Origin of the sequence: Clostridium sp. AWRP, from assembly GCF_004006395.2 — a bacterium.
Taxonomy (GTDB): domain Bacteria; phylum Bacillota; class Clostridia; order Clostridiales; family Clostridiaceae; genus Clostridium_B.
Window position 1 is genome coordinate 3,889,640 of the sequence record NZ_CP029758.2, and the last position, 12,468, is coordinate 3,902,107.

The following is a 12,468-nucleotide window of genomic DNA, read 5'->3' on the forward strand; positions in this document are numbered from 1 at the left end:
TATCAAAATGATAATTCAATTTAATTTTATATTAATATTTCATAATTTTATCAAAGGATAATAAATATTTTTGTCGAATATACATATTATTCACCTTAATTATTGTTTTTAGGGTTTTACTTAATATATTCAACATTTTGGGGCAAATTTCAGTAAAATTTTAAGGAGGTATAAGTTATGCAGTGGTTTAAAAATTTAAAAATGATACAAAAATTAATATCTTCATTTGTTCTAGTGGCCTTATTTATTGGTATAGTTGGATTTATTGGATTACACAATATGAAGATCATATATTCTAATGCTAATTCTATGCATGATTATAATCTTAAATCAATAGAAAGCTTAATGACTGTAAAACAAAATTTTGCAGATATTCGATCAGATTTATTAAAAATTGTTTATCAACAAAATTTAAATGATAAAAATAACTTAAAAAAAGAAATTAGTGATTTAAGTGCTAAAAATGACTCAATTATAGATAATTATGAGAATACATTATTGTCTAAGAATGAAAATTCAACTTTTTCACAGTTAAAAAAGGATAGAAATGAATATAAAGAGGCATTTAATAAAGTTCTAAAATTTATTGATGAAAATAATTATAAAAATGCACAAGGAAATTTTTCTAATATCACTAAGGCAAGAATGAAAATTTACAGTGATATGGATAAATTAATAGCAGCAAATTTTAATGAAGCAGATAACGCAGATAATCAAAATCAAATTACATATACATCATCTTTGGTTATTACCAATATAATAATTATAGTAGGGCTTGTTTTTGGAGTTATTATTGGTTTATTTATAGCACTTATGATTTCAAAAGAAATTACTAAGGTTTTAGATTTAGCAAAAGCTTTGGGAGATGGAGATTTAACTAAATCTATAAAAGTGGATAGGAAAGATGAAATAGGAAACTTAGGAAAAGCTTTAAATAAAGCTTGTGAGAATATGAAAAAATTAATAAGTTCAATAATGAATAGTGCTGGAGATATAAGTTCTTCTAGTGAAGAACTATCTGCAACTACTCAGGAAATTACATCTATGATGGAAGCTGCAAATGAATCCACTGAACAAATAGCACAAGGTGCACAAGAATTAAGTTCAACAACCGAAGGGGTAAACGCTTCTATGCAGGAGATTTCTACTTCAACTAATGAATTATTAGATAAATCAATAAGTACCCAAAATTCTTCAAACGAAATAAGTAAACGTGCAGTTGAAATAAAAAATAAAGCGGCTAAAAATATAGAGGATGGAAATGCAATATACAAAGAAAAACACGATAATATTATAAAATCTATTGAGGATGGCAAAGTTGTGGAACAAGTTAAAATTATGGCCGATTCTATTGGAAATATAGCAGAACAAACAAATCTCCTTGCATTAAATGCTGCAATAGAAGCTGCAAGAGCTGGGGAACAAGGAAAAGGTTTTGCTGTAGTTGCAGATGAAGTAAGAGATTTGGCAGAACAATCTTCTCAAGCTGTAGTAAGTATACAAAGCATGGTTTCTCAAGTAAAAAGCGCCTTTGATTCTTTATCTAAAAGTGGACAAGATATCTTAGATTATATATCAAATAATGTAAATCCTAATTATAAACTTCTTATGGATACAGGCATACAATATGAAAAAGATGCTGCATTTATAAAAAATATGGCTGAGGAAATTTCAGCTTCATCAAAACGAATGGATAATGCTATAAGTAACATAGGCGGCTCAGTTGAAAATATATCGGCAACTTCAGAAGAATCAGCAGCTAGTTCAGAAGAGATAATGAGCAGTATAAATGAGATAACAAAGGCTGTAAGTGAAGTTTCTGAATCTGCTCAAAGTCAAGCTGAACTTGCACAAAAACTTAATGAAATGGTTCATAAATTTAAAGTATAAATTTTAATTTATCCGATGGCTGCCAGCCGTTGTCTCCCTAAATAAAGATTTCTAAATGGGATGTCTCAAATTTAAGATATCCCATTTTATAATGACAATTTTGAATATGCTGTGTAAAATAAATGTAAATTTTTAAAGTCTATATTCAATAATGCTATCTGGCGTCTTTCTTGGTCTTGGATTTGGTTTCTCATCAGGATATCCAAGTGCAACAGCCCCAACCAGCTGTGTTTTTACATCAATATAATTTACCAGTTCATCATATGCAAAACATGTATTTGCAATCCATAATGTACCTACTCCTAAATCTTCTGCCTGTAATAACATATTTTCAATAGCTGCACCTATAGAAAGTGTATCTACAATTTCTGTAAATCGTTCATCTGCCGTAGTGATATTTTTAAATGGCGATTTACCATTTGTATTAAAAACCATGATGATAATTGAAGCTTCTTTCATAATTCGTAAAGTATTCTTTGCATCTGGTATTCCATCTCTTGAATTAGGCAATAATGCTTCTTCATTTAATTCACGCTGGATTCCAGCGTCCATTTTCGATAGAAGTTCTTCCTTTCTAATTCCTCCAAACACAATGAACTTCCAGGGCTGTCTATTTTTCCCTGATGGTGCAGCTCTTCCGGACTCCAATATTTTATTAATAATATCTATTGGTATTTCTTTAGATTTATACTTTCGTATACTCCTCCTATTGTAAATTGCTTCTATGCTCATTTATTTCACCTCATTAAATTTAAATTTATGTTTTACAAATCAATATACATTCTGGCAGCATTTCTCCTGCAATTACAGAGCTATTAATTATATCAAAGCCATTTTTTCGGATGAATTCTACATATTCATCAGATTTCCATTTATGAAAAGTGTGAAACCCAATTCTTTCCATTATCCAAATTCGTATTTTATTGATTTTTTCATCATATACAAATGTCGGTGCAATCAACAATCCACCTTTTTTTAGCACACGGCGAATTTCTGTTAGTGCTTTATCAGGATTTGGCATAATATGAAGTGCATTTGCAATAACGATTGTATCAAACCTTCCATCCTCATATGGTAGGTTCGTCGCATCCTGTACAGTAAAAGTAACAGGTAAATTAGATGCTCTTGTCTTTGCTTCTTCAATCATTTTTTCTGAAAAATCCGTTGCTTCCCAAGAAGATACTTTTTTACATAGTGGAAATGTAAGTTGTCCGGTTCCACAAGCCAATTCTAATACCTGCATATCCTCATTCAACAATTTTGATATAATTTCACATAATTCCCGGTATAGGTTTGCGTTTTTTCTTTCCTGCATTGGTGTATATAGTTTTGCAACCTTTTCCCAGAACTTTTTATTTGTAATTTCTTTATCCATACTACCCTATATCCTCTTTCTCAATGCTTACAAATTACTATTTGTATTAGGATTTTTATATACTAAATCATCCTTATAATCACTATAATAACACTATTATTTTCAAAAATCACATTAAGATAATATAGATATACTATTTAAAGATACACCTATATTGACACAGTACCTACTTAGAAAGTAACATGTATAATGTAAGTATTGCGAGGTGATAAAAAAGACAGAAACTACGAATAAAATATAAGGGGGAAACTACTATGCTATTTGATTTTGTAGCAATAGATTTTGAGACAGCAAATAATAATTTCAACAGTGCTTGTTCACTTGGAATTGCTGCTGTAAAAAATAATGAAATATGTAAAAAAGATTACTTTTTAATTCATCCACCAACTCTTGATTTTAATAAAAAGAATATATCTATAAATGGAATAACTCCTAAGGACATAGAGAATTCACCTCTTTTTCCTGATATATGGAACTATATACATACTTATTTTGATGATAATATAATAATTGCTCACAATGCCGTATTTGATATGTCAGTACTAAAAAATTGCTTATTAGAATATGATATTTCTATGCCCAATTTCAACTATATCTGCAGTATACCTATATCCACAAAACTATGTAGAGGGAAAGGAATTGGTAAGTCCTTAGAAGATCGTGCCAAATATTTTGGAGTAGATTTAGGACATCATCATAATTCTTTAGATGATGCTGTAGCATGTGCCAATTTAGTAATTGAATGCATAAAACGTGCTCATAAAAAAAATCTTGAATCTTTTTGTCATACATATACTAGCCTTCCAATAAAAACTTTTAAAGATCTAAATCCTCAAAAAGGTTTTATTACAAATACTAAAAATAGTTTCACTAATAACAAATTCAATACAGTTAAAATATCTGAAATTAAACCTGACAATGACAATATTATTGATACATCCAGCCCATTTTATAATAAAAATGTAGTCTTCACAGGTGAACTTGAAAGTTTAGGTAGAAAAGAAGCTATGCAAAAAGTAGTTAACTTAGGTGGCACATTAAAAAGTGGTGTATCTAAAAAGACAGATTACTTAATAGTTGGGAATCAGGATAAATCTCTTGTAGGTGAAGATGGAATGAGTTCCAAAGAAGAAAAAGCAGCTGAATTGAATGAAAACGGATCTTCTATAAAAATTTTAAATGAATCCAAATTCCTAGAATTGGTTAAAAATTTCAATAAAGGAAATAGTTTTGATACTTCCAACGAAACTATTGATTTAAATTCAACTACTATTTTTAACACTTTAGATGACAAGGTAAACAAGTTAAAAGAATGGAAACTTTTAAGCCGTACAGCAGCTGATTTAAAAGACATATATTATAAAAATAAAAATGAAGCTTATAAGTGTGACATCATAGGATACTCAACTAAGAAAACAAATTTAAATTGTTTAAGTGAATTTTATGAAACTATAGTAATAAAAGTTAATGATAAAATTATAAGAATATCTCCAGCATATTTATTAGATATGCAAAAAAAGGATTTTTCTCTTTCTTATAACAATGTACAACCTATAGGTTAATATCTCTAAACTAATTAAAAAATATAAAGGTGAGTGATTAAAGTGATACACTATTTAAAGAGTATACCTGGACCTCAATTTCTTGTGCTATTTTTTAAATATGTTTTATGCGTTATTCTTTTTACAAGAATTTCTCTATTTTTTACTAGAACTAGATTAAGACATAGATATCATAAAGAGATACTTCAAGAAAATCTAATAACACCAATAGAATTAATAGTGCTAAAAGATAACAATGTATACAGCGAAATTATTGAGTTCTATCTTTATAAGCTATGGAAAGACAAATATCTTTCATTAGAAGGTGAGAAAATTAATCCTTATTTAAAAACAAATAAAGATAGTAAAATCTCTCTATTTGTTCCAGATGAAATAGAACTGGAGATTTTAAAACATTATGCTAATGGAGATACCCCAGATAGTATCATGCATTCAGACATTTTGCTTGAAAAAGTTGAAAATCTCATTAAAAAAACTAGAAAAAAACTAGAGAATAAAAAATCTATTAATATCAATTCATTCAATGATAATGAAAAAATTATAAGTACAGTAGGCTTTCTAGCTTTAACAATCCCATTTATAATGAAACTTTGTCTAGGCATTATTAACGGAAAACCTATTTTAGGATTAGTAGTTCTTTATATATTGATGTTATTTATTTACTCCTTAATTAATAGAGTCCGCACTAAACCATTAATAATAGATGAAATGAAATCAAAATATCCAAAGGTTTCTTCGTCAAACGCATCGGATGAAGAATTAGACTATTATATGTGTCTATATGGACCAACTTCATTGATAAATTATCCTGAAACAATTTTATTTAGCTCTATAATAGCAGCTCAAAATTATCATTCTTCTATTGATGATTCATCTTCAAATAATACCCCAGGAGGAGGATGCTCATCTTGCAGCAGTTGTTCTTCCTGCAGCAGCTGTAGTAGTTGTTCATCATGCGGTGGATGTGGTGGGGATTGATATGTTTTGTGTACCAACCAGCCGGTTAACCTTACAATGGCATATAACAGCAAAATGTAATCAAAGGTGCAAACACTGTTATCAAGAATGCTATGCAGGAAAAGAGCTTTCATTTAATGAAATTCTTAATATTTTAGAGCAATATAAAGACCTATTAAGACTTTATTCAAAAAGTAAAAATAAAGATTTTATTAGAGGACATATAAATATAACAGGAGGAGAACCTTTCACCAGGAAAGACTTTCTTCAGATATTGAACGTATTTAGTAAAAATAAAAAGTATTTTTCTTTTGGAATACTTACTAATGGCAGTTATATTACAGATGACATAGCTAAAAAATTGAAAAGTTTGAATGTAGCTCATACACAAGTAAGTATTGATGGAAACAGAGAAACTCACGATGCTTTAAGAGGCAAAGGAAATTTCGATAGAACTTGGAATGCTGTTAAAATACTCAGAAAACATAATATAAGAACTTTAGTATCATTTACGGCACACAAAGGTAATTATAAAGAATTTCCTGTAGTTGCCAGGTATGCACGAAAATATAAGGCTTCAAAATTATGGACAGATAGACTTGTTCCTATAGGAAACGGACAGGATATGTTGGATATGTTATTTACTTCTAAAGAGGCCTTAGAATATTTCTCTATAATAGTTAATGAAAAGAAGAAAACTCTTAGGAATAAACTAAATGGTCTTGAAATTTATTCCAATAGAGCTTTGCAATTTCTAAAAAGTGGAGAAATGCCTTATGGATGCAGTGCAGGAGACTCCTTAATTACTATTCTTGAAAATGGAGATGTACTTCCTTGCAGACGAATGCCTATACCATGTGGGAATGCTCTTAAAACTTCTCTAAAGGATATTTATTTTAATAATAATGTATTCAAAGACTTAAGAAATAAAAACATTCCTGATAAATGTTTTAAATGTGCATACTCAGAAAAATGCAGAGGAGGACTAAAATGTTTATCTTATGCACTGTACAAGGATTATAAACAAGCAGATAACTGCTGCCCTATTATTTACAAATAAAACCTTCAATTGATGGATAGCTCAGCAGTAGTAACCCCTGTCTGTCTTATTCAGGCAGCATTTCCACCTGCTAGTTTAATTAACCTTAGCTGGGGTGCGCAATTTTATATGCTAAATCAGCCTTTAACACCATAATAGCACCTTTTGTATTACAATCTCCAATAACATAAGTTTCTTCTACTAGGTCTCTAAATTAAACATACAATACCTCCCACACGATTATCAATTTTAGTTCATCATATATTACTATAGAGATAATTTCAAATAATTCAGTGTTAAATCTAGCTATACCAATACTTTAAGTGTAGTTATTATGTCATTATTTACAGTAACTACTTATTAATTATTACTTTAATAAGAAAACTGCATATAAACCAAAATGAGTCCTATAAATAAAGTAATTTTTCAACCAAATATTAGTAACCAAAAAAAGCCAATGTATTTAAAACAATATCTTTTAAGTCAGTATATTTTTGTGGAAGATTTTCTTTTGCACCGAGCATTTGTAGTGGATTTACTAAATCTCGAAGTTTGCTCAATTTATACCAATCAGATGGCAAACTTCTTTTAGAAGAATTATTATATGCCTCCTGAAATATTCTAATTTGCTTTTGGTTAAAGCTATTTTCATATCGAAAAAACTGCCCTATATCTCCTAAACTGTGACCAAAGCCGGAAAATTCCCAATCAACAATCCAAACACTATTATTTTTATCAATTAACATATTAGCAGGACGAAAATCTGAGTGAGTAAAACTTATATACTTATCAATTTCGTACAAGTCTCTTTTTTTATCTGCTATAAGCGTCTTAACTCTTTCCTTAATTTTCTTTCCAATACGTTCTGCAACAATTTCTTTTTCAAGAAATAAATTATACCATGTTACAAACGGTGGATAATCATTATCAAATACACCTTTATTTGTAATATAACAGTTATGTATATATGAAGCACTTTCGGCAACTTGAATAATAATGCTATTCTCTAACTTACCTTTTTGTATCAACATTTCTTGTATAGACTCACCATATATATATTCGTATATTAAACATATTCTTTGTGTAATGTTATCCTCAGATACAAAAAGCAATTTAGGGATATTTAAGTACCCATAAAATAATTCACTAATAGTTCTCTCTTTTTTATAACTAATATCGTTTAATGGGCATATCCTTAACAAAAAGTATCCTTTATTCGTATGAACTTTATAATTACTGTTTCTACAGCCAACATTTATAGGGAAATAATTCAATATTTCAAAATGCTTATCATATTCTGTGAATATAGCTGTTATTTCCTTAATGCTGGTATTATAAAAAGGTATAGAGCGTTCCCACAAATTATCCATTATAACCTCCATTTTGAATGTATAAAACTGCACCAATATGTTTGGGTTTTATATTAATTTGAGTAACTACATAATAATTTACGACTTCGACCTAAACATATAAAAATTATAACATAAATGGTTTATATAAATTTATGGGGTCAAATTTTATTTTAGGGCAAAATAAAAAGCACTAGAATGTAGTGTTATCAATGCTTTGTGGTGTACCCGGGGAGATTCGAATTCCCGCTTGTGTTACAGATTTGAGTACAAATCTCTTTGATCTTATTTATGATTTTGATCACATATATTTTCAAGATGTTTTTCCAAAGTATAATTTACATCATCATATTTCATTACTTTCTTCTCCTATTTTTTAATATTTATACATATTTTACCACAATATTATATATAATTAAACATTATTACTTTTTACATTTACATTAACTTAAATTTTATGTCTTACTTATTTCTTTTTTACTTATATGTAATATTTATAAAGGAATTTTGTATGATTTATAGAATAAATATCAACAGGGGGGACTATAAAATTGAATAAAACACATAAAATATTATTAGTCATATTATTACTAATTATAATTTTTGTTCTATCAGCGTTTGGCATGTATAAATACAATGAATATAGTGAATCAAAAGTTTTCAACAGCTTGGCTAGCCAAGGAAAACAATATATGATTGGGAAAGATTATGATAAGGCTATTCAAACATTTAAGAAGGCTCTAAACTATAAAAATGATCCTGATATTCAAAATAATCTAGCTTTAGCTCAAAGTCTAAAAGATGAAAATGCTAAGAAACAAGAAATATCTAAGGACATCCAACTTGCTAATGATGCCGCTAAAAATAGCAAATACGATGATGCTAATAAATATCTGGATGAAGCCTTAAAGATAGATCCTAATAATTCAGATGTTAAGAATTTAAAAGATGCATTTGCAAAAACAGTTCAAGAGCAGCAAGAAAAAGCAAAGTATAAATTGGAAGTAACAAATGCTAAAAATGGTCAAAATTGTAAAGACTCAAACAGCAGCGAAAACTTATTAACTCAAAAGCAGGCATACCAAATAGTTTGTAATAAATTTACCGACTGTGATATATTTGTACCAAAGAGAAGTGATTACTCGGATGAAATGGCTGAACAAGCAGGCAATAAATATTACCTATTTTATACAGAAGATAAAGTTGATCATTCTGCTACTGATTACTTAATTGGTGTGGACAAGAAAACAGGTATAATGTATGAAATATATGGTCATGATCCTATAAAAAGAATAAGTTAATATAAATAGCAGTAAATAATATCTTATATTTTAAATTAATAACATAAAACTGAAGCACTGGATACATATTGATTAGAGTATTATAATTCTTAGAATACCATATTTATTTCTTATAGTATTTGGAGTTTTATATATAAAATTCAGAATCATTTATTTATCAACTTGGATATCTATATATGTTATGAAACTTTCTCAACTATAGTAAAAAAACAGAATTGTATCCACCTTTATAAATATAATAAAGATGTCATCACCAAACATAAAAATCTAGGAATGACATCTTTCAATTCTAATAAATTAAAATTATTGTTGTAAACTATTTATAGCTGCATTAACTGTATCGTATAAACTTGATATCCCAGCACTTCCAGTTTGTATATCTGGCGATTGAATTATATAATTTCCTATAGATTTAGCTTTATCAAAATCTAAATCATCTACTGCCTGTTTAAAAGAATTAAACTTGTATACATAACTGTTCATATACTCTATAGACTTACCTATATCATCAATTTGAGTATTTATATTATTTAAATACTGACTATTCAAGTTACTAAGTTTGTCTGGTACCTGTAAATTTGCAACTTTATCTTTTAAGCTGTTTAAATTATTTTTATAATCTGACAGATATGAATTGACTTCATTCACCGCTGAAATTGATTGGGATATGCTATTATCTATATCCTTCACAGTATTATAAGTTGATGTTGATTTTAAGTTGCTAATTTTATTTTGGACTGTATCCAAGTTATTTAAAAATGTATCTGTTTCCTGTTTATAGGACTCGCAATAATTTTTCAAATTATTCAAATAATCTTTTTCAGCCTGAGGAATTTTTGATGGATCTACTATCTGATATTCTACAGCTAAGTCTACCGAAGCAAATCCACCAAGTATAGTTACATTTTTATAGCCTTTTGGGTCCATAAAACTTTTTTGATTTGTTATATTTTTGCCATCTGTAAGTATTATAGGTGCATTCAATTTTGAAGCTAGTGTACTTCCAGATAATGCATCCGGAAAATTTACTCCACTTGCAAGTACAGCTGTATCTGTATTCACATTAAAATATTTACATATATTTAATGAAGTATCATATCTAGTTTGTCCATCTATTCTTTTTATATTATCATCACTTAAAGATGGAACAAGTGATTTTAACTGTGTTAACACTTTATCTTCCACTGAGGCTTGTCCACCAATTATATAAACCGTACTTGGATTGATACTTAAAATTAAGTCCTTAGTTTCATCTGGTAGACTATCAGCTTTCGTCATAAATATAGGATAACCATTGTCTGCTGCTACACTTGATATACTTAATGCATCCGCAAAACCATAGCCATTTGCAATTACAATTGGAGTTCCACTTTTAACATTCATAGAATCAACTATTTCTTTATTTGTGCTGAATCTATTATCTCCTCCAAGTCTTGTGATATTATTATATCCTAAATCTTTTATATGATTTACAAATTTATCACTTACAGATCCAGTACCCCCAAGAATATATACGTTTCCATTCTTATCAACATTATTTTTTATATAATTTAATTGTTCTGAATTACTATTCAGGTCACTATTTATTAAAAGTATTGGTGCATTATATTTCTTTGATAGAATACTTCCTGCCAATGCATCAGGAAAATTACTCCCACTTGCAAGTATTACATTTTGAAGGGTACCGCTCTGAAAATTCTCTGCAATTTTTATTGACGTTTCATATCTATCATTACCACAAAGTCTTGTTACATTATAACTTGTCTTAGCATATGCTGCAGTAGATATACCAAATACTATAGTGGTAGTTATACAAAAATTTATTAATTTTTTTAACATTCGTAAGTCTCCTTTCACTCTTTATTATATACTGAATGTAATAAAATTACTTTTTGCCTCTATCTATACCTCCTACAATTCCTGTTTTTACAGCTACCATTTCATGTAGAGTTGATGATGAAATTACATTTCATCAAAGAAAAATTGGATAATCTATATTTTTCTTTGATATTACTATACTTTAGTATGTATTCTATATATTATATAAAATTCCTTCATATAGAAAATAAAAAATTTTAAAATCTTTTACATAAGCATTTTTCTCGAGATTTAGAAGTAATGAAAACAAGCATATCATGTACTGAAAAGTAAGCTTTTCACTAATTTATCATTTCTCCTCATATTTTTTCTATTTCATATATAGAATTACTTATAAATTTCAATGAAAATTAGCATTATTAGGTTCTTTACTTGTCTAGTAATGATTTCTAATTTCTTGATGAATCTTTATGTTATAAGGAATGTTTCCATAAACTTCGTGATAGAAACATTCCTTATATGTATTGAAGACAACTATCCACAATATTTATCCAAACAACTTATTCCACGTATTAATCCCAACAATACCATCAACTGCAAGTCCACTGTCTCTCTGAAAATTCTTTACAACCTACAAGGATAAACTTAAAGATATAAACAAGCTTAAATTTATTACAAAAGTTGGGCTTGATTCAATAATAGATAAACTTGAAAACCTTGTTCTATTCTGTGATGAACAATCCAAAATAAAGCTTAAATATGAGATTTTAGAATATATCAATGGAAATGAGTTTAATAAAAATTATTTTTTAAGACACTTAAAAAAAGCTTTTACAGATGTGGTTGATGATACACTAAATTCATCAAAATACACAGTCAAACAGCAGTCATAATTACATATGGAAGGAATGGGTAATATATGCCCTCTAAAAAAGCAAATGCTAAAGGGTCCATACAAAAATATTATAAAGATGGAGTTCTAAAGGAATGGAGAACTACAATTACTATAAGACACGATGATACCGGAAAGCTTGTACGAAAGCAGTTTTATGGAAAGACAAAATATGTAGATAATGATTTGTTCGCTCTATAAATTCATAGGGCATCTTTTTATTTGTGTTTATATATTTTTATGGTGGTTGTGTTATTTGGCAATAAAAAAGGCCTCACGATATCG

10 protein-coding genes and 1 pseudogene are annotated in these 12,468 nt (G+C 28.4%); 6 read left to right on the forward strand and 5 right to left on the reverse strand.

Annotated features, from left to right (window positions below; all coding sequences use genetic code 11):
- Positions 1-177: 177 nt before the first annotated feature.
- Positions 178-1,890 carry a methyl-accepting chemotaxis protein gene (locus DMR38_RS18130; RefSeq protein ID WP_127722697.1) on the forward strand — a complete coding sequence of 571 codons (1,713 nt, stop codon included), beginning with the start codon at positions 178-180 and terminating at the stop codon, positions 1,888-1,890.
- A 132-nt stretch (positions 1,891-2,022) separates the two neighbouring features.
- Here the strand turns inward: DMR38_RS18130 and DMR38_RS18135 are convergent, their stop codons facing one another.
- Complete coding sequence (locus DMR38_RS18135) at positions 2,023-2,622, reverse strand: nitroreductase family protein (protein WP_127722699.1); 600 nt, start codon at positions 2,620-2,622, stop codon at positions 2,023-2,025.
- Between the two features lie 25 nt (positions 2,623-2,647).
- Complete coding sequence (locus DMR38_RS18140; protein WP_127722701.1) at positions 2,648-3,265, reverse strand: class I SAM-dependent methyltransferase; 618 nt, start codon at positions 3,263-3,265, stop codon at positions 2,648-2,650.
- A gap of 254 nt (positions 3,266-3,519) precedes the next feature.
- On the opposite strand from DMR38_RS18140, the gene DMR38_RS18145 reads away from it, so the two are divergent.
- The 3 genes from DMR38_RS18145 to DMR38_RS18155 are packed head-to-tail and all read left to right on the forward strand — an operon-like array spanning position 3,520 to position 6,844.
- On the forward strand, positions 3,520-4,827 hold the full coding sequence (locus tag DMR38_RS18145; RefSeq protein WP_127722703.1) for an exonuclease domain-containing protein: 1,308 nt from the start codon (positions 3,520-3,522) through the stop codon (positions 4,825-4,827).
- A gap of 42 nt (positions 4,828-4,869) precedes the next feature.
- On the forward strand, positions 4,870-5,805 hold the full coding sequence (locus DMR38_RS18150; RefSeq protein ID WP_127722705.1) for a hypothetical protein: 936 nt from the start codon (positions 4,870-4,872) through the stop codon (positions 5,803-5,805).
- Complete coding sequence (locus DMR38_RS18155) at positions 5,693-6,844, forward strand: radical SAM protein (protein WP_127722707.1); 1,152 nt, start codon at positions 5,693-5,695, stop codon at positions 6,842-6,844. The genes DMR38_RS18150 and DMR38_RS18155 overlap by 113 nt, the downstream gene beginning before the upstream one ends.
- A 416-nt stretch (positions 6,845-7,260) precedes the next feature.
- Here DMR38_RS18155 and DMR38_RS18160 read toward each other — a convergent pair whose 3' ends face one another.
- The gene (locus DMR38_RS18160) at positions 7,261-8,193 is read right to left on the reverse strand and encodes a phosphotransferase (RefSeq protein ID WP_175413060.1); all 933 of its coding nucleotides are present in this window, start codon (positions 8,191-8,193) and stop codon (positions 7,261-7,263) included.
- A 530-nt stretch (positions 8,194-8,723) separates the two neighbouring features.
- Here DMR38_RS18160 and DMR38_RS18165 point away from each other — a divergent pair.
- Positions 8,724-9,473 carry a hypothetical protein gene (locus tag DMR38_RS18165; RefSeq protein ID WP_127722711.1) on the forward strand — a complete coding sequence of 250 codons (750 nt, stop codon included), beginning with the start codon at positions 8,724-8,726 and terminating at the stop codon, positions 9,471-9,473.
- Between the two features lie 303 nt (positions 9,474-9,776).
- On the opposite strand, the gene DMR38_RS18170 is transcribed toward DMR38_RS18165, so the two are convergent.
- A complete protein-coding gene (locus DMR38_RS18170) occupies positions 9,777-11,312 on the reverse strand; it encodes a cell wall-binding repeat-containing protein (RefSeq protein ID WP_127722713.1) in 1,536 nt (511 codons plus the stop codon).
- A gap of 526 nt (positions 11,313-11,838) precedes the next feature.
- Positions 11,839-11,910: pseudogene (locus DMR38_RS22420) on the reverse strand (peptidoglycan-binding domain-containing protein); the annotation flags it as partial.
- A 300-nt stretch (positions 11,911-12,210) separates the two neighbouring features.
- Here DMR38_RS22420 and DMR38_RS21990 point away from each other — a divergent pair.
- On the forward strand, positions 12,211-12,384 hold the full coding sequence (locus DMR38_RS21990; RefSeq protein WP_175413061.1) for a hypothetical protein: 174 nt from the start codon (positions 12,211-12,213) through the stop codon (positions 12,382-12,384).
- Positions 12,385-12,468 lie beyond the last annotated feature (84 nt).

Bases quoted from the DNA above. Each gene is read 5' to 3' on its own strand.
- DMR38_RS18155 (WP_127722707.1), top strand. From the start codon at position 5,693: ATGATTCATCTTCAAATAATACCCCAGGAGGAGGATGCTCATCTTGCA.
- DMR38_RS18145 (WP_127722703.1), top strand. From the start codon at position 3,520: ATGCTATTTGATTTTGTAGCAATAGATTTTGAGACAGCAAATAATAAT.
- DMR38_RS18130 (WP_127722697.1), top strand. From the start codon at position 178: ATGCAGTGGTTTAAAAATTTAAAAATGATACAAAAATTAATATCTTCA.
- DMR38_RS18170 (WP_127722713.1), bottom strand. From the start codon at position 11,312: ATGTTAAAAAAATTAATAAATTTTTGTATAACTACCACTATAGTATTT.
- DMR38_RS18135 (WP_127722699.1), bottom strand. From the start codon at position 2,622: ATGAGCATAGAAGCAATTTACAATAGGAGGAGTATACGAAAGTATAAA.
- DMR38_RS18160 (WP_175413060.1), bottom strand. From the start codon at position 8,193: ATGGATAATTTGTGGGAACGCTCTATACCTTTTTATAATACCAGCATT.
- DMR38_RS18140 (WP_127722701.1), bottom strand. From the start codon at position 3,265: ATGGATAAAGAAATTACAAATAAAAAGTTCTGGGAAAAGGTTGCAAAA.
- DMR38_RS21990 (WP_175413061.1), top strand. From the start codon at position 12,211: ATGCCCTCTAAAAAAGCAAATGCTAAAGGGTCCATACAAAAATATTAT.